General features: G+C 71.7%; 17 protein-coding genes and 1 tRNA gene. 9 read left to right on the forward strand and 9 right to left on the reverse strand.

The window, feature by feature from the left end:
* Positions 1-2: 2 nt before the first annotated feature.
* Positions 3-76 (reverse strand) — tRNA-Gly (locus E4F25_RS05285).
* Positions 77-114: 38 nt separating this feature from the next.
* On the reverse strand, positions 115-1,962 hold the full coding sequence (locus E4F25_RS05290; RefSeq protein ID WP_140909156.1) for an autotransporter domain-containing protein: 1,848 nt from the start codon (positions 1,960-1,962) through the stop codon (positions 115-117).
* 88 nt (positions 1,963-2,050) lie between these two features.
* On the opposite strand from E4F25_RS05290, the gene thiS reads away from it, so the two are divergent.
* Genes thiS through E4F25_RS05310 form a run of 4 tightly spaced genes read left to right on the forward strand, consistent with a single transcriptional unit; the run spans position 2,051 to position 5,703 of the window.
* Positions 2,051-2,251, forward strand: coding sequence for a sulfur carrier protein ThiS (thiS, locus tag E4F25_RS05295; RefSeq protein ID WP_140909157.1), 201 nt, complete (start codon positions 2,051-2,053; stop codon positions 2,249-2,251).
* A 16-nt stretch (positions 2,252-2,267) separates the two neighbouring features.
* Positions 2,268-3,071 carry a thiazole synthase gene (locus E4F25_RS05300; RefSeq protein ID WP_140909158.1) on the forward strand — a complete coding sequence of 268 codons (804 nt, stop codon included), beginning with the start codon at positions 2,268-2,270 and terminating at the stop codon, positions 3,069-3,071.
* 33 nt (positions 3,072-3,104) lie between these two features.
* Positions 3,105-3,839: a tRNA (guanosine(46)-N7)-methyltransferase TrmB gene (trmB, locus tag E4F25_RS05305; RefSeq protein ID WP_140909159.1), complete on the forward strand. Its 735-nt coding sequence runs from the start codon at positions 3,105-3,107 to the stop codon at positions 3,837-3,839.
* 25 nt (positions 3,840-3,864) lie between these two features.
* Complete coding sequence (locus E4F25_RS05310) at positions 3,865-5,703, forward strand: SLC13 family permease (RefSeq protein WP_140909160.1); 1,839 nt, start codon at positions 3,865-3,867, stop codon at positions 5,701-5,703.
* 30 nt (positions 5,704-5,733) lie between these two features.
* Here the strand turns inward: E4F25_RS05310 and E4F25_RS05315 are convergent, their stop codons facing one another.
* Complete coding sequence (locus E4F25_RS05315) at positions 5,734-6,066, reverse strand: Rieske (2Fe-2S) protein (protein WP_140909161.1); 333 nt, start codon at positions 6,064-6,066, stop codon at positions 5,734-5,736.
* Positions 6,067-6,156: 90 nt separating this feature from the next.
* Between E4F25_RS05315 and E4F25_RS05320 the strand changes: the two genes are divergently transcribed.
* The 4 genes from E4F25_RS05320 (at position 6,157) to E4F25_RS05335 (ending at position 9,086) form a co-directional block, all read left to right on the forward strand.
* Positions 6,157-6,423, forward strand: coding sequence for a hypothetical protein (locus tag E4F25_RS05320; RefSeq protein ID WP_181168208.1), 267 nt, complete (start codon positions 6,157-6,159; stop codon positions 6,421-6,423).
* 14 nt (positions 6,424-6,437) lie between these two features.
* Positions 6,438-7,145, forward strand: coding sequence for a fumarylacetoacetate hydrolase family protein (locus E4F25_RS05325; protein ID WP_140909162.1), 708 nt, complete (start codon positions 6,438-6,440; stop codon positions 7,143-7,145).
* Between the two features lie 39 nt (positions 7,146-7,184).
* On the forward strand, positions 7,185-7,601 hold the full coding sequence (gene mscL, locus E4F25_RS05330) for a large-conductance mechanosensitive channel protein MscL (protein ID WP_181168209.1): 417 nt from the start codon (positions 7,185-7,187) through the stop codon (positions 7,599-7,601).
* A gap of 84 nt (positions 7,602-7,685) precedes the next feature.
* Positions 7,686-9,086: a M28 family peptidase gene (locus tag E4F25_RS05335; RefSeq protein ID WP_140909163.1), complete on the forward strand. Its 1,401-nt coding sequence runs from the start codon at positions 7,686-7,688 to the stop codon at positions 9,084-9,086.
* Here E4F25_RS05335 and E4F25_RS11450 read toward each other — a convergent pair.
* From E4F25_RS11450 to E4F25_RS05350, 3 genes are read right to left on the reverse strand one after another with little or no spacing between them, the layout of a single operon-like run.
* Positions 9,031-9,807: a methyltransferase domain-containing protein gene (locus tag E4F25_RS11450; protein WP_181168210.1), complete on the reverse strand. Its 777-nt coding sequence runs from the start codon at positions 9,805-9,807 to the stop codon at positions 9,031-9,033. The two genes, E4F25_RS05335 and E4F25_RS11450, sit on opposite strands and share 56 nt — an antisense overlap.
* Positions 9,804-12,929 (reverse strand): efflux RND transporter permease subunit, encoded by a 3,126-nt coding sequence (locus tag E4F25_RS05345; RefSeq protein WP_140909165.1) that lies wholly within the window; start codon positions 12,927-12,929, stop codon positions 9,804-9,806. The genes E4F25_RS11450 and E4F25_RS05345 overlap by 4 nt, the downstream gene beginning before the upstream one ends.
* On the reverse strand, positions 12,926-14,011 hold the full coding sequence (locus E4F25_RS05350) for an efflux RND transporter periplasmic adaptor subunit (RefSeq protein WP_140909166.1): 1,086 nt from the start codon (positions 14,009-14,011) through the stop codon (positions 12,926-12,928). The genes E4F25_RS05345 and E4F25_RS05350 overlap by 4 nt, the downstream gene beginning before the upstream one ends.
* Positions 14,012-14,181: 170 nt before the next feature.
* On the opposite strand from E4F25_RS05350, the gene cysK reads away from it, so the two are divergent.
* On the forward strand, positions 14,182-15,135 hold the full coding sequence (cysK, locus tag E4F25_RS05355; protein WP_140909167.1) for a cysteine synthase A: 954 nt from the start codon (positions 14,182-14,184) through the stop codon (positions 15,133-15,135).
* Here cysK and E4F25_RS05360 read toward each other — a convergent pair.
* From E4F25_RS05360 to E4F25_RS05370, 3 genes are read right to left on the reverse strand one after another with little or no spacing between them, the layout of a single operon-like run.
* On the reverse strand, positions 15,132-16,139 hold the full coding sequence (locus tag E4F25_RS05360; RefSeq protein WP_140909168.1) for a class I fructose-bisphosphate aldolase: 1,008 nt from the start codon (positions 16,137-16,139) through the stop codon (positions 15,132-15,134). The two genes, cysK and E4F25_RS05360, sit on opposite strands and share 4 nt — an antisense overlap.
* 57 nt (positions 16,140-16,196) lie before the next feature.
* Positions 16,197-16,790: an energy transducer TonB gene (locus tag E4F25_RS05365; protein ID WP_140909169.1), complete on the reverse strand. Its 594-nt coding sequence runs from the start codon at positions 16,788-16,790 to the stop codon at positions 16,197-16,199.
* A gap of 10 nt (positions 16,791-16,800) precedes the next feature.
* Positions 16,801-17,409, reverse strand: coding sequence for an energy transducer TonB (locus E4F25_RS05370; RefSeq protein ID WP_140909170.1), 609 nt, complete (start codon positions 17,407-17,409; stop codon positions 16,801-16,803).
* Positions 17,410-17,413 lie beyond the last annotated feature (4 nt).

Genomic DNA, 17,413 nt, shown 5'->3' on the forward strand with positions numbered 1-17,413 from the left:
AATGGAGCGGGCGAAGGGAATCGAACCCTCGTCAGTAGCTTGGGAAGCTACAGCTCTACCATTGAGCTACGCCCGCGCCGCCGGGAGATTCTATCCCAGCCGTTTCCTGCTGTGTCAGAAGCGGTTGCCGACGGTCACGAAGACGCTCGCGTCGTTGCCGCCCTCGTGGCTGAAGGTCGTGGTCATGCCGACGTTCGCGTCCAGCCCCAGCACCTGCGTGCGTGCCCCCAGCACCAGGGTGCCGTAGCGCTCGTCGAAGGCATGCCCGGGCACCGCGTACGGCAGCGACCCCGGGATCGACTGCGCGCTGGCGAAGGCCTGCGCCGGCGCGTCCTCGAACTCGCGGTCCCAGGTCACGCGGCCGTAGGGGTGGATGCGCTCGGCCGGCGACCAGCTGAACTGCCAGCCGATGCTGCCGATGAGCGAGTCGTACTCCTGCTCCGGATAGGCCAGCGAAGTCGACAGCCCCGGCTCGGACTCGGCGAAGCCGTCGAGTTCGATCCGCTGCGCCAGCACCGAGGCCACCGGGCCGTGCACGAAGGCGCCGTCGCCGAAGTCCCAGCCCGCGCTGGCGCCGGCGGAGAGGTTGCTGCCGTCGGTCGAGCCGAGGTGGGTGCGGGTCGCCTGGCCGAGCTGCACTTCGCGCTCGGTGTCCACGTCCACGCGCGAATAGCTCAGCTGGCCGTTGGCCCAGAGGCTGCCGGAACGCCAGCCGAGGTAGCCGCCCAGGGTGGCATCGGCCTGCTCGAAGCTGCCGCGGCGCAGGCCCCAGTCCGATTCCTGGCGGCCGTAGCCGAGGAAGCCGCCGTAGACCAGGTTGCCGCTGCTGCGGTCCATGCCGAAGGTCAGCGCCGGGCCGATGCCGTCGAAGCTGTCGCCGTGGCCGTAGCGCAGCGAGTCGCCGCGCACGTCCGCCCACCAGCGCCAGCCGTCGCCCTGCGGGCGGGCCGCCAGGCGCGCGTCCACGCGTCCGGCGCGGGCGCGGCCGAGCGCGGACTCGACGTGCGGCAGCACCGCCATCTGGCGCGGGCCTTCGATCATCGAGACCGCCAGCTGCGCCATCATCGCGTGGGTGGCGGTGGTGGGGTGGATGCCGTCGGCGAACATCCAGGTGCTCCCGACCCCCGGGGTCACGTAGGAGCCCGGGTTGCAGAACAGGGCGCTGCCGCCGGCCGGTGCCGGCTGCACCGCGCAGCCAGGGGTGGTCACGTTGGTGATGCCGTACGCGCCCGGGTTGGCGACCACCTCCTGCAGGAAGTGGAAGGTGTCCACCGGGATCACGCTCAGCCCCTGGCCGGCCAGGGCGCCGAACAGCGCCTCGTTGTAGGCCTGCGCGAGCGCCGTGGCCTGGGCCATGCCGAGCTCGCCGCCGGCGCGCGCCGCCGGGGTCAGGCCGATGTCCGGCATGTTGGCGACCAGCACGTAGCGCGCGCCGGCCCGCTGCAGCGCGTCGATCGCGCCGACCTCGGCGCCGATCGCGGTGCCGATGATCGCCTGCGCCTGCGAGGGATCCGCCTGCACCTCGAACAGGTCGTTGGCGCCGGCCCAGACCGCGTACAGCGCGTTCGGGTCGGCGCTGCCGCCGGTGGCCGCGAGGTAGGCGCCGACCTGGGTCGCCAGCGACGGCGTCGGGCCGAGCGCCCCGGCCGTGTCCACGCCGGCGCGTGCGCCGCCGACCGCGTAGTTGGTGCCGCCGTCGCCGTCGGTCGAGGCATCTGTGCCGTAATAGGCGGCGAGGTACTCCGCCCAGACCAGGCCCGGGTTGGTGGTGAACTTGCCGATCAGGGCGCCGTCGGGACCGATCATCTGCACCAGCACCGGGCGGAAGTGGCCGCTGTCGGTGAGGCTGTCGCCGAAGAAGTACGTCTGCGAGAACGGCGAGTCCTGCGCCAGCGCGGGGGCCGCGGCGAGGGCCAGCGCGGCGGCGAGCAGGGTGCGGAGGGGCTTGCGGGACTGCGACATGCGGCGCTCCATGGAGATGGCGTGAACAATGCCTGATCGTTTCACGAATCCCGTGGCCGGGAAAGGCCCGAACGGGGACAATGACGGCATGGACATCCAGTTGAATGGCGCGCCGCGCGAGCTGCCCGGCGCCTGCACGGTCGCCGAACTGCTCGAGGCGGCCGGCTACGGTGGCCGCCGGGTGGCGGTCGAGGTCAACGGCGAGATCGTGCCGCGCAGCGCGCATGCAAGCCATGCGCTGCGCGCCGGCGACCGCGTCGAGATCGTGCACGCGCTCGGTGGCGGTTGAACGTTAAAATCGGGGCATGAACCAGCACCTGCAGTCCGCCGGCGACGATCCCCTGGTGATCGCCGGCAAGCCTTACCGTTCCCGCCTGCTCACCGGCACCGGCAAGTTCCGCGACCTCGAACAGACCCGCGAAGCCACCGAGGCCGCCGGCGCGGAGATCGTCACCGTCGCCATCCGGCGTACGAACATCGGGCAGGATCCGAACGAGCCGAACCTGCTCGACGTGCTGCCGCCCGACCGCTACACCCTGCTGCCCAACACCGCCGGCTGCTACACCGCGGCCGAGGCCGTGCGCACCTGCCGCCTCGCGCGCGAGCTGCTCGACGGCCACGCGCTGGTGAAGCTCGAGGTGCTCGGCGACCAGAAGACCCTGTTCCCCGACGTGGTGCAGACCCTGGACGCCGCCGAGCAGCTGGTCGCCGACGGCTTCCAGGTGATGGTCTACACCTCCGACGACCCGATCTTGGCCAGGCGGCTGGAGGAGATCGGCTGCGTCGCGGTGATGCCGCTGGCGGCGCCGATCGGATCCGGCCTCGGCATCCAGAACCGCTACAACCTGCTCGAGATCGTCGAGAACGCCAAGGTGCCGATCATCGTGGACGCCGGCGTCGGCACCGCTTCGGACGCGAGCATCGCGATGGAGCTCGGCTGCGACGGCGTGCTGATGAACACCGCGATCGCCGGCGCCCGGGACCCGGTGCTGATGGCGCGCGCGATGAAGCTCGCGGTGCAGGCCGGCCGCGACGCCTTCCGCGCCGGGCGCATCCCGCGCAAGCGCTACGCCAGCGCCTCCTCGCCGCTCGACGGCCTGGTCGGATGAGGCCGGCGTGGCCGGCCGTGGCATGACCGACCGATGACCGACCCTTTCTCCAGCGCCGGCGCCAAGGCGCCGCCGAAGCCGTTCACGGTCGAGGATGGCCGCCGCCGCGTGCGCAGCTTCGTGCTGCGCCAGGGCCGCTTCACTCCCGCGCAGCAGCGCGCGTTCGACGCGCTGTGGCCGCGCTACGGCCTCGACTACGCTGGCGCCCCGCGCGACTTCGCCGCCGCGTTCGGACGCGAGGCGCCGCGGGTGCTCGAGATCGGCTTCGGCAACGGCGAGGCGCTGCGCTTCGCCGCGGCAAACGACCCGGAACGGGACTTCATCGGCATCGAGGTGCACGCCCCCGGCGTCGGCCGCCTGCTCAACGCACTGGCGGAGGACGGCACCGGCAACGTCCGCGTCTACCACCACGACGCGGTCGAAGTGCTGGAGAACGAGATCGCCGACGGCAGCCTCGACGAGGTCCGCATCTACTTCCCGGACCCATGGCACAAGAAGCGCCACCACAAGCGCCGGCTGGTGAATCCCGCCTTCGCCGCGCTGCTGGTGCGCAAGCTGCGCCCGGGCGGCCGCTTGCACCTCGCCACCGATTGGCACGACTATGCGGAACAGATGTGGGACGTGCTCGACGCGACTCCCGGCCTGCGCAACCGCGCCGGCCCGCGCGGGCACGTGCCGCGGCCGCCCTGGCGGCCCCGGACCCACTTCGAGGACCGGGGCCTGAAACTCGGCCACGGTGTCCGGGATCTGCTGTACGACAGGATCTAGCAACAGGGACTGGGACCGAGGACTGGTGGATACCGCGCTGACGCTCACGCCCGACATGATGCTGGTGCTCGGGCTCGTCGGCCTCACCATGGTCCTGTTCGTGTTCGAGCGCGTGCGCGCCGACGTGGTCGCGCTGTCGGTGCTGGTGTTGCTCGGGCTGACCGGCCTGGTCGCACCCGAGGACCTGTTCGACGGCTTCTCCGGCAACGCCGTGATCAGCGTGATGGCGACCATGGTCCTGGGCGCCGGGCTGGACCGCACCGGCGCCCTCAACCGGCTCGCCGGCTGGCTGCTGCGCCGCGCGCAGGGCGTCGAGCAGCGGCTGCTGCTGCTGACCACCGCGGTGGCCGGCCTCAACTCCTCGGTGATGCAGAACCCGTCGGTGCTGGCCCTGTACCTGCCGGTGGCCTCGCGGCTGTCCTCGCGCACCGGCGTGGCGCTGTCGCGCATGCTGCTGCCGCTGGCCGCGGCGATCGTGATGGGCGGTTCGCTGACCATGGTCGGCAACTCGCCGCTGATCCTGCTCAACGACCTGCTGGTCTCGGCCAACGCCAACCTGCCCTCGGGCGTGGCCACGCTGGAGCCGCTGCAGATGTTCGCGCCGCTGCCGATCGGCCTGGCGCTGCTGCTGCTGTCGCTGGGTTACTTCCGCTATTTCGGCGGCAAGGCGCTCCCCGAGGAGAGCGACAAGGGCGTGACCCCGGCGCGCACGCAGAGCTACTTCGCCAACACCTACGGCATCGAGGGCGAGGTGTTCGAGCTCACCGTCGGCGCCGACAGCCCGCTCGTGGGCATGTCGGTGGGCGAGGCCGAGACCCTGCACGGCGCGCCGCTGCTGCTGGCGCTGAAGACCGGCAACGAATCGCGCCTGGCACCGCCAGGCGACGCCCGCATCTGGGTCGGCAGCGTGCTCGGGGTGATGGGCGGCAAGCAGGAAGTCACCGATTTCGCGCAGAACAACTTCCTGCGCCTGTCCACCCGCCTGCGCGAGTTCGGCGACCTGTTCAACCCCAGCCGCGCGGGCATCTCGGAGGCGGTGGTACCGCCGACCTCGAAGTACATCGGCAAGACCGCGCGCGACCTGCAATTGCGCAAGCAGCTCGGGATCAGCCTGCTCGCGATCAACCGCGACAAGGAAGTGCTGACCGACAACGTCCGCGAGCTGCCGATCCGTGCCGGCGACATGCTGGTCCTGCACAGCATCTGGACCGACCTGTCCGACGCCGCCAAGGGCCGCGACTTCGTGGTCGTGACCGACTACCCGAAGGGCGAGCAGCGCCCGCACAAGTTCCGCATCGCCATGGTGATCTTCGCGATCACGATGATGATCGCGCTGTCCACGCGCATCCCGCCGTCGATCGCGCTGATGACCGGCGTCGCCGGCATGCTGCTGACCGGCGTGCTGAAGATGGACGAGGCCTATTCGGCCATCAACTGGAAGACGGTGTTCCTGATGGCCTGCCTGATCCCCCTGGGCTGGGCGATGGATTCAAGCGGCGCCGCCGCCTGGGTCGCCGGGCACACCCTGGAGCGGCTCCCCGAGGGCATGCCGATGTGGGTGATCCAGTTCCTGGTGGGGCTGCTCACCACCTGCTTCGCGCTGGTGATCAGCCAGGTCGGGGCCACCATCGTGATGGTACCGATGGCGATCAACGTCGCCCTGGCCGCAGGCGGCGATCCGCTGGTGTTCGCGCTGGTCACCGCGCTGGCGGCCTCGAACAACCTGATGACCCCGTCCAACCCGGTGATGTCCATGATCACCGGTCCCGGCGGCTACACCGCGCGCGACATGTGGCGCGCGGGCGCGCCGCTGTCGCTGTGCTGCATCGTGGTGCAGGTGCTGGCGGTCAATTTGCTGTTCTGAACGGGGAAAGGCTCGCCGCCATGGCGGCTCCTACAGGAGGTGGACCTCGTCGTCGCGGACTTCGACCGCGACCGCGCGCAGGTGGTCGCCGCGGCAGGGGCCGGCGACGCACTCGCCGCCCACGGTCTCGAAGCTCGCGCCATGGACGGCGCAGACCAGCAGGCCGTCCTTCGACTTGAGGAATTCGCCCGGCGCCCAGTCCAGGCGCCGGCCGGCGTGCGGGCAGACGTTGAGCCAGGCGCGCACCGATGCTCCGCTGCGATGCAGCACCAGCGATTCCAGCGTGCCGTCCACCAGTCCCTCGGCTTCGGCGAAGCCGCCATCGGGAATCCGTGACAGGGTTGTCAGTCTGGTCTTGGCCATTCTTAACGAAGTTCTCACAAACCCGAACGCAGCACGTCCGATACTGGCCCCCACCGGCGAAAGCCGATTGTCCCACGAGCCGCCACGACGATGTCCGCACTGCATTTCCGCCTCGAACGCCCCGCCTTCGCCCGCTTCGGCGCGACGCCGTTCCGCCGCAACGTGGTGCTGCGCGTGCTGATGGGCCTGCTCGGCGTCGCGGTGCTCGCGGTGCTGGTGTTCGTCAGCGTGTTCGTCGGCGCCGCGATGATCGCCGCCGGCCTGCTCGCCCGCCTGTGGCGCCAGCGCGGCAAGCCGCGCGCGCAGGCCGGGCGCGTGGTGGACGCCGAATACCGGGTCGTCGGCAAGCCCTCCTGAGTCCCGGCCCAGCGATGCGCGACCTCGTGCCCGCCCCGGTCGCGGTACGCATCCCGGTGCGCGGCACCGGTGCCCGCTTCCCCGTTCGGCGCGTGTACTGCGTCGGCCGCAACTTCGCCGAGCACGCCCGCGAGATGGGCGCCACCCCCGCGGACCCGGCTGCGCGCGGGACCCCGGTGTTCTTCCTCAAGCCGCCCGATGCCGTGGTCCTGGACGGCCAGGTCCCCTACCCGCCTGGAACCGACGAGTTGCACCACGAGGTGGAGCTGGTCGTGGCTTTGGGACGCGACGCCCAGCCCGGCGTGCTCGACCGCGGCCAGGCCGCGGCGCTGGTGCTGGGCTACGGCGTCGGCCTCGACCTGACCCGGCGCGACCTGCAGGCAGCGGCCAAGGCCAGGGGCCTGCCCTGGGACACCGGCAAGGCCTTCGATGCCAGCGCGCCGGTGAGCGAACTGGTGCCGGCGGACGCGGTCGCCGACCTGCGCGGGCTCACGCTCAGCCTCGACGTGCACGGCGAACGTCGCCAGCACGGGCGCCTGGCCGACCTGGTCTGGGACGTGCCCGACATCCTGGTCGAACTGTCCAGGCTCTACGCCCTGCGCGCCGGCGACCTGGTGTTCATGGGCACGCCGGCCGGCGTCGGCCCGCTGCGTCCCGGCGACGACTGGCGCGCCAGCCTCGATGGCGTGGTGGAGGTTCACGGACGCGTGCTGGCGCGGTAGCCTCCGGTGGACGGGGGAACAACCGGAGGGGACGAGCCAATGGGAATGGTTGCCGAGTTCAAGGAGTTCATCGCCAGGGGCAACGTGGTGGACCTGGCGGTGGCGGTGGTCATCGGCGCCGCGTTCGGCAAGATCGTGACCGCGCTGGTGGACGGCATCGTCATGCCGCTGGTCGGCGTGGCCACCGGCGGCGTCAGTGTCTCGGACTGGAAGTACGTGGTCACGCCCGCGGGCGTGGACGCCGCCGGCGCGGAAGTCGCCGAGGTGGCGATCGCGTATGGCGCCTTCATCCAGACCGTCATCGACTTCCTGCTGATCGCGCTGGTGGTGTTCCTGTTCCTGCGCGCCTACAACCGCCTGCGCAAGCAGGAGGAAGCCGCCGAACCCCCGCCGGAGGCGCCGCCCGAGGAAGTCCTGCTGCTGCGTGAGATCCGCGACAGCCTGCGCGGCCGCTGAGCGCGGCATGACTTGAGGCACAAAATGCGGAGGGCCGCGCTTGTTAAGCTGCGGCCTTTCCCCTCGTGCCCGCCGGAGGATTGCATGCGCCTCGCTCCGTTGCTGTTCGCCCTTGCCGCGTCCTTCGTCCTTGCCACGCCGGCGGCCGCGCAACAGCCCACCACAATTTCGGACGCCGCGCTGGCCACCGCCGCGGAACTGCGTGCGACCGCGTTGCGCGACGACACGGGCTGGCAGGTGACCGAATCGCTGACCACCGAGGTCGGGCCGCGCCTGGCAGGCAGCGAGGCCGACGCCCGCGCGGTCGAGTGGGCGAAGGCGAAGTTCGCGGAGCTCGGCTTCGACAAGGTCTGGACCGAGCCGGTGACCTTCCCGAAGTGGGAGCGCCGCGGCCAGTCGGCCGAGGTACTCGGCAGGCACGCGCAGCCGCTGGTGCTCAGCGCCCTGGGCGGCAGCCCGGGCGGCACCGTCGAGGGCGTGGTGGTGCGCTTCCCGGACCTGGCCTCGCTGGAGCAGGCGCGCCCGGGCTCGCTCGCCGGGAAGATCGCGTTCGTGGACTACCGCATGGAGCGCGCCCGCGACGGGCACGGCTACGGCCCGGCCTCGCGCCTGCGCGGCGCCGGCCCCTCCGCGGCGATCCGCGCCGGTGCCAGCGCCTTCCTGATGCGCTCGGCCGGCACCGGCAACCAGCGCTTCGGGCATACCGGCATCACCCGTTTCGCCGAGGGCCTGGAGCCGATTCCCTCCGCCGCCCTCGCCAACCCGGACGCCGACCAGCTCGCGCGCCTGGTCGCGCTCGATCCCGGCACGCGCGTACGCGTGTCGCTGGATTGCGGCTGGGACGGCGAATACACCTCGCAGAACGTGATCGGCGAGATCACCGGCAGCAGCCGGCCCGACGAGGTCGTGCTGATCGGCGGCCACCTGGATTCCTGGGACGAGGGCACCGGGGCGATCGACGACGCCGCCGGCATCGGCATCACCATGGCCGCGGCCAGGCTGATCGCGGACCTGCCCGAGCGTCCGGCGCGCACGATCCGCGTGGTCGCCTTCGCCAACGAGGAGCAGGGCCTGCACGGCGGCTTCGCCTACGCGCGCGAGCACGCCGGCGAGATCGCGACGCACGCGATCATGGCCGAGAGCGATTTCGGCGCCGGCCGCATCTACGGCTTCGACGCCGGGGTCGCGGACCACGCGAAGGACGCGATCGCGCGGATCGCCGAGGCGCTGGCGCCGCTGGGCGTGGAGTGGCGCCCCGGCGAGGGCGGCCCGGAGTCGGACATCGGCCCGTTCGCACGCGCCGGCGCGGCCTGGGCCTGGCTCGGCCACGACGGCAGCGACTACTTCGACCTGCACCACACGCCGGACGACACCCTCGACAAGATCGATCCCGCGACCCTGCGCCAGAACATCGCCGCCTATGCGGTGTTCACCTACCTGGCGGCGCAGGCGGAGGGAGACTTCGGGAGCGCACCGCGCGAATGACCCAGACCGGCTGCGGCAGGCCCGCGGCCGCGTCCCGCACCGGCATGGCTTCGACGTCTTCGAAGCCGGCGGCCGCGACCGCTTCCGGGAGCCCGTCGCCGAAGCGGTGGAAGCAGAGCACCCCGCCGCCCAGCGGATCGCCGTGGTATTCCGGCGGCCGCAGGTGGGTGACCGTGCCGGCGGCATCCACGGTGGCCAGCGTGTCCACGCCGGCCAGCGCCGGGTCGTAGGGCACGCACAGCAGCAGCAGTCCGCCCGGGCGCAGCACGCGCGCGAACTCGCGCAGCGCGCGCCGGTAATCGGACACGTGCTCGAGCACGTCGAGGCTGGCGACCGCGTCGAGCCCGGCGTCGCCGAAACCCAGCGCGGTCACGTCCTCGCGCCGCACCAGTCGCGGCACGCCGTGGCGCCACAACCAGGCCGACATCCGCAGTCGCTGCCACGCAGCGGCGGTCCACTCGCTGCCGTGCAGGCGCGGCAGGCGCCGCCGCAGCGCCAGGTACAGCGCGCTGGCCTGTTCGGTCAGGTAGACCTCCGCGCCGGGGCCGACCGCATCGAGCAGCAACCCGGCGACCGCCCGCTGGCGCGCGATGCAGCCGCAGGCTTCGCAGCGCAGGGACTCGCGCAGCGATCCGTCGGCGGCCGGCACCGCGAGGAAGCGGCTCGCGCCGCCGCAGGTCACGCAGCGCCCCGCGAGCCAGCCCGCGGGCGCCGCGCTCACGCCTCGCCGTCCACCGGCCGGAGCCGCGCCTCGGCCTCGCGCAACTCGTGCGCGATCGCGTGCGGCGAGCGCGTGTACGGCGCCAGCAGCGCGTAGAACGCCGGCACCACGAACAGCGATAGCAGGGTCGAGAAGCCGACACCGGCGATCACCACCACGCCGATGGTGGCGCGGCTGGCCGATCCGGGGCCGCCCGCGACCACCAGCGGCACCGCGCCGACCATGGTCGCGATCGAGGTCATCAGGATCGGCCGCAGGCGCACCCCGGCCGACTCCACGATCGCCTCGTGCACGCTGCGCCCGGCATCGCGCAGCTGGTTGGCGAACTCCACGATCAGGATGCCGTTCTTGGCCGCGAGGCCGACCAGCATGACGATGCCGATCTGCGAGAACAGGTTGAGCGTGTTGCCGGTCAGCCACAGGCCGAGCAGCGCGCCGAGCACGCCCAGCGGCACCGTCAGCATGATCACCAGCGGGTGGATGAAGCTCTCGAACTGCGCCGCCAGCACCAGGTACACCACCAGCAGCGCCAGCGCGAAGGTCAGCAGCACCGCGCTGCCGGCCTTCTGGTACTCGCGCGACTCGCCCTTCCAGTCCACCTGCGCGTACTCGGGCAGCTCGCTGCGCACCACGCCGTTGAGGAACTCGAGCGCCTCGCCCATGGTGTAGCCGGGGGCCAGGCCCGCGGTGATGGTGATCGCGCGCAGGCGGTTGAAGCGGTTGAGGCTGCCGGCCTCGGCGAGCTCGCTCAGGGTGACCAGGTTGGACAGCGGCACCAGCTCGCCGTTGCGCGCGCGCACCTGGATCGCCTTGAGGTCGGCGGGCGCGGCGCGGCCGTCGCGGCCGGCCTGCACGATCACGTCGTACTCCTCGCCGTCCTGCACGAAGGTGGTGACCCGGCGCCCGCCCATCATCGTCTCCAGCGCGCGCCCGATGTCGGTGACGCTGACGCCGATGTCGGCGGCACGCTGGCGGTCGATGTGCACGCGCATCTGCGGGCGGGTCTCCTTGTAGTCGGAATCCACCGAGAAGAAGCCCGGGTTCTGCTCCATCCGCTGCATCACGATGTCGCGCCACTCCGCGATCTCGGCGTATTCGGGCCCGCCGAGCACGATCTGCACCGGCTGGCCGCGGCTGCCGACCAGGCCGCCGCCCACGCGCGGCTGCGCGCGCACGCCGGTGAGCCGGTCGAGGTCGCGCCGCAGCGACTCGGCGACCTCGGCGGTGGTCTGCTCGCGCTGCGTCCAGTCCTCCAGGAACACGATGACGTTGCCGGTGTGCATCTCCTCGCTCGCGCCCCAGCCGCCGGGCGCGCGGGTGTTGTAGCGGCGGATCGCGCCGCCCTCGCCGAGCCGGCTGGCGAAGATCTTCTCGACCTCCCGCACCTGCTCCACGGTGTAGTCGAAACCGGCGCCCTCGGGGCCGACGATGGACACGAAGAACGCGCCGCGGTCCTCGGCCGGCGCCAGCTCCGAGGGCACCACTTTCACCAGCCCCCAGCTCGCGAGGCCGGCCAGCACCATCAGCCCACCGATCAGCCAGGTCCGGCCCAGCGTGCGCTGCAGCCCGCGCTTGTAGGCGTCGGCCATGCGTGCCAGCCCGGCGTTGACCCAGCGGTGCAAGCGGGTGCCCTTCTCCTCGCTGTGCGGACGCAGCAGCTTCGAGGACATCATCGGCGTCAGCGTCAGCGCGACGAACGCGGACAACGCGACCGCGCCGGCCAGCGCCACCGACAGCTCGCGGAACAGGCGGCCGGTGTTGCCTTCCATGAAGCCGACCGGCAGGAACACCGCGACCAGCACCGTGGTGGTCGCGATCACCGCGAACGCCACCTGGCGGGTGCCGCGCACAGCCGCCAGCAGCCGCGGCTCGCCCAGGTCCACGCGCCGCTGGATGTTCTCCAGCACCACGATCGCGTCGTCCACCACCAGGCCTATCGAGAGCACCAGCGCCAGCAGGGTCAGCAGGTTGATCGAGTAGCCGAACAGGTACAGCGGGATGAACGCCGCCAGCAAGCACACCGGCACGGTCAGCGCCGGGATCATCGCCGCGCGGAAGCTACCCAGGAACAGCCAGATCACCAGCAGCACCAGCGCGATCGCCTCGGCCAAGGTCCAGTAGACGCGCTTGATCGAGGCGTCGATGAACACCGTGTCGTCGAAGGCGACGAAGATCTCCATCCCCTCCGGCAGCGTCTTCTGGATCTCCGCCGCCTGCGCGCGCGCGGCGCGAGTGACGTCGAGCGCGTTCGCGGTCGAGGTCTTGACGATGCCCAGGCCGATGTTGGGCTGGCCGTTGCTGTGGTAGTAGGCGCGGCGCTCGGCCGAGGCCAGCTCGACGTCGGCGACGTCGCCCAGGCGCACGATGTAGCCGTCGGCGCCCTCGCGCAGCGGGATCATCTCGAAGTCGCGCGGCTCGCGGTAGTTGCGCTCCACGCGCAGGGTGAAGTCGCGCGTGCCGGACTCGATCCGGCCCGCCGGCAGCTCCACGTTCTCCGCGCGCAGCGCGGCCTCGATGTCGTTCGCGGTGATGCCGCGCGCGGCCATCGCGGCGCTGTCCAGCCAGATACGCATGGCGTAGCGCTGGCGCCCGCCGATGCGCACCTGGGCGACGCCGTCCAGGCTCGACAGGCGGTCCACGATGTAGCGGTCGGCGTAGTCCGACAGCTCCAGCGTGTCCATCGTGGTCGAGCTCATGTTGAGCCAGATGATGGTGTCCGAATCGCTGTCGGCCTTCTCGACCTCGGGCGGGTCGGCCTCGTCCGGCATGCGGTCGGCGACGCCGCTGATCGCGTCGCGCACGTCGTTGGCGGCGGCCTCGATGTCGCGGTTGAGGGTGAATTCCAGGGTCACCGACGCGCGCCCGTTGCGGCTGCGCGACTGGATGGTCTCGATGCCCTCGATGCCGGACAGCGCGTCTTCCAGCACCTGGGTCACGCGGGTCTCGACCACCGCGGCCGAGGCGCCGGGGTAGTTCACGTCCACCGACACGATCGGCGGGTCGATCGCCGGCAGCTCGCGCAGGGTCAGGCGCGAGTACGCCATGATGCCGAGCACGATCAGCAGCAGGCTCATCACGGTGGCGAACACCGGCCGCTCGATCGAGACGTCCGAGAGTTTCACTGCCCGGTCTCCCCTGCGGCCTCCGCGGCCGGCGCGGCGCCGTCACCGCCACCGGTCGTGGTGTCCTCGATGGTCGAACCGGGGCGCAGCTTGCCGGTGCCGTCGACCACGATCCGGTCCCCCGCCTCCAGCCCGCGCAGGATCTCGACCTGGCCGGCGGCGCGCGCCCCCAGCGACACCGGCGCCTGCTCCACCGAACCGTCCTGCTTCACCCGCCAGGCGAACGAGGACTGGCCGACCTGCACGATCGCGATCTCCGGCACCAGCAGCGCCTGCCGCTCCTGCTGCTCGAGCTGCACCGTCACCAGCATGCCGGGACGCAGCAGGCGGTCGGGGTTCGGGAAGCTGGCACGCACGACGACCGAGCGCGTGGACGGGTCGACGCGCGCATCCACGGTCTCGACGGTGCCTTCGAAGCGCCGGTCGGGCCAGGCCCCGACGCGGCCGCGCACGGTCTGGCCCGGGGCCACGTGCGCCAGCGCGCCTTCGGGCACGGGGAAGTCGACGTACATGCGGGTCAGGTCGTCCAGGGTCGCGATCGGCGTCCCCGGCGAAACCAGCGCACCGGGGCTGACCTGGCGGATGCCGAGCACGCCCGCGAACGGCGCGCGGATGACGCGCTCGCCGAGCTGCGCCCGCACCTGCTCGACCCGCGCCCTTGCCGTGTCCCGCGCCGCGCGCTGGCTGTCGAGCTGCGAGCGCGCGATCAGTTGCTGCCCCGCCAGTTCCTGCTGGCGCCGGTACAGGCGCTCGGCCTCGGTCGCGGCCGCCTCGGCCTCGCGCAGCGCGGCCTGCTGCTGCTGCCCGGACAGGGTGACCAGCACTGCGCCCTTGCCGACCCGGTCGCCGCTTTCGAAGTGCACCTCGCGCACCACCTCGCTGACCTTGGCGGTGACCGTGATCGATTCGCGCGCACGCGCGGTGCCGATCGCCTGCAGGGTGTCGTTGAAGGCCTGCTCGCGCACCACCGTGGTGGTCACCGTGACCGCGCCCTCGCCCATGCCCTCGCGGCCGGCTTCGCCACCGCAGGCGGCGAGGGCCAGGGCCAGGATCGTGAGCAGGCAGGCGCGACGGGGGAACATGGGCTTCGGTCTACGGTTGGGCGGGGAACACGCGAGTTTAACCGCGGGGATGGCCACATACCCCTGCCATCGGACCTGCAATTCTCCACCCCCGGAAAGTCAACCGTTGGCGGCCCCGCGCGTTACGCTGCAGGCTGGCGTGACCCCCGTCGCACTCCCCGGAGGACCCGATGCTCCACGACAGCATCCTCGACACCATCGGCCGCACGCCCGTCGTGCGCCTGCAGCGCATGGCACCACGCGGCGTGGAGCTCTACGCCAAGGTGGAGGCGTTCAACCCCGGCGGCTCGGTCAAGGACCGGCTGGCGCTGGCGATCATCCTCGATGCCGAGGCGCGCGGGGACCTGAAACCCGGCGACACGGTGGTGGAAGCGACCTCGGGCAACACCGGCATCGCGCTGGCGATGGTCTGCGCCGCGCGCGGCTATCCGTTCGTGGCGGTGATGAGCGACAGCTTCTCGATCGAGCGCCGCAAGCTGATGCGCGCCTATGGTGCCCGCGTGATCCTGACCCCGGCCGCCGAGCGCGGCACCGGCATGGTGCGCCGGGCGGAGGAGCTGGCGCGGGAGCACGGCTGGTTCCTCGCCCGGCAGTTCGAGAACCCGGCCAACCCCGCCTACCACCGCGAGACCACGGCCACGGAGATCCTGCGTGACTTCGCCGGGCGCCGGCTCGACCACTTCGTCAGCGGCTGGGGCACCGGCGGCACCCTCAGCGGCGTGGGCCAGGTGCTGCGCGCGGCGCGTCCGGGCGTGAAAGTCACCGCCTGCGAACCGGCGGGGGCGGCGCTGCTGTCGGGCGGCGAGTTCGTGCCGCACAAGATCCAGGGCTGGACCCCGGACTTCGTGCCCGCGGTGCTGGACCGCGGCGTGGTGGACGGCATCGTCACGGTGGACGACGTGGTCGCGCGCGACACCGCGCGCCGGCTGGCGCGCGAGGAAGGCATCTTCGCCGGGATCTCCTCCGGCGCCACGGTGGCCGCGGCGCTGGAGGTGGCGAAGTCCGCCGGACAGGGCTCCGTGGTCCTGGCGATGCTGCCGGATACCGGCGAGCGCTACCTGTCCACCTTCCTGTTCGAGGACGTCGCCGAGGGTTCGGACGACGCCTGGCTCGCCGGGCTCTAGCCCTTCGACCAGCGGCCCAGCGCGGCGAGGCCGTTGTCGCGCGCGCGCTCGAACACCATGGCCTGGGCGTCGGCGACGTTGGCCGCAGGGTTGCCGGCCCAGATCTTCAGCGCCGCGGACTGCATCGCGCGGCCGTAGCTGAAGCTGAGCGGCCACGGGTTCGGGCCCATGCGGTTCATCGCGTCCAGGTGCGCGGTGGCGTCCTCGTCGGACTGTCCGCCGGACAGGAACACGATGCCCGGCAGGATCGCCGGGACCGCCGACTTCAGGCACATGAGGGTGGATTCGGCCACTTCCTCGACGCTGGCCTGCTCCTCGCAGTCCTTGCCCGGCAGCACCATGGACGCCTTGAGGATCGTGCCCTCGAGCATCACGCCCTGGTTGAACAGCGCGTCGAACAGCGAGCGCAGCACCACCTCGGTGACCTCGAAGCAGGTCTCGATGTCATGGCTGCCGTCCATCAGCACTTCCGGCTCGACCATCGGCACCAGGCCCTGCTCCTGGCACAGCGCGGCATAGCGGGCCAGCGCATGGCTGTTGGCCTCGATGCAGGTGCCCGACGGGATGTCCTCGCCGATGTTGATCACCGCGCGCCACTTGGCGAAACGCGCGCCGAGGCCGTAGTACTCCTTCAGCCGGTCGCGCAGGCCGTCCAGGCCCTCGGTGACCACCTCGCCCGGGAACCCGGCCAGCGGATGGGTGCCCTTGTCGACCTTGATGCCGGGGATGACGCCGGCGTCCTGCATCACCTTCGCGAACGGCACGCCGTCCCTGGTCGACTGGCGCAGGGTCTCGTCGAACAGGATCGCGCCGGAGATGTGCTCGCCCAGGCCGGGCGTGGTCAGCAGCATCTCGCGGTAGGCGCGGCGGTTCTCCTCGGTGTTCTCCACGCCCACGCCGGCGAAGCGCTTGGCGATGGTGCCGGTGGATTCGTCGATGGCGATGATGCCCTTGCCCGGCGCGACCATGGCGCGGGCGGTGTCGGCGAGTTGTTCGATGCTCATGGTCATCCGCAGTCCGGGTGGACTGCGGATTATCGCCGATATCGCGGAGGTTTTGGCCTAGGGACGGCGCTGGCGGTGGGCCGCGGCGTCGGCCTGCATCACCTCGCCGACCCGCTGTCGGCGATGGAACTCGCCGTGGGCCGTGATGCTGCGGTCGGAGAAGCGCTTGATCCCCAACTGGGCCAGGCGGTCGTTGAGGTTCACGATGCGGCAGTTGCCGCCGATGTCGGCCGATGCAGCGGTCGGGTCGCCATTGAAGGTCAGGGTCGCCACGGTCACCGTGGGCACGGGGGTGCCGGCATCGGCGCGCGGCTGGAAGCGCCACTGCGCCACCGCGTCGGCGGCCGCGCGCGCGAACGCTTCCCAGTAGGCGGGATCGGTCTGCCGGCTACCCGCACTGCTCCACTGCTGCAACACGCGGAAATGGGCGGTGCTGCCGTCCGGCTCGATCCGGTACCCGAGCGCGACGCAGACATTGTCCCCGCGGCTGGCCTGGGTGGCCGGATAGACGGGGGTGGCGAGCGTCGTGCCGTCCTCCAGCATCCACTTGTCGCCGATGGTGCCCTCGTTGGCCACCCGTTCCCGTTGCTGGGCGTTGGCACCGGCCGCCAGCAGGGCCAGTCCAGCGACCGCGATCCATGCGTTCTTCACACGCGTCTCCTCAGGGTTGGCTGCTGTTCCGGGGCCGGCCCGGGTTCTCGACCATGGCGGGCCTCTGGCTGCCCCGCAGCAGGCGTTCCGCGTCGCGGCGTTCGCGCGACGCCATGTAGGCCCTGGAGGACGTCTGCTGCAGGAACGCCGCGAGGTCGCCGACCTCGCAATGCGCCCGCGTGTTCGTGGCCTGGCCGGAGGCGGCGGAGAACGCGAGCGTCGCGACGGTGTACGTCGAGCGCGCGACGACCCCCGGGCGCGGCTGGAAGCGCCACTGGGACAGCGCGTCCGCACCGGCCTCGGCGAAGGCACGCCAATAGTCGTCCTGCTGCCCCTCGCCCGCGCTGGTCCACTGCTTCAGCACGGCGAAGTCGGTGGTGCTTCCGTCGGGGAGGATGCGATAGCCAAGCGCCACGCAGACATCGTCGCCGCGGCCAGCCAGGTGCGCCGGATAGGCCGGGGTGGCGAGCGTGGCTCCCTCCGCGAGCATCCAGCGGTCGCCGATGCGGCCTTCGCTGGCGACCACGGTGTCCTTGCCGGGGAACGTGTCGCTCGCGGACACCGCGCCGAGCATCGCGCTCCCTGCAACCAATGCGACCAACTTCCAATGCTTCCCCATGCTG

The organism is Cognatiluteimonas lumbrici (assembly GCF_006476065.1).
GTDB lineage: Bacteria > Pseudomonadota > Gammaproteobacteria > Xanthomonadales > Xanthomonadaceae > Cognatiluteimonas > Cognatiluteimonas lumbrici.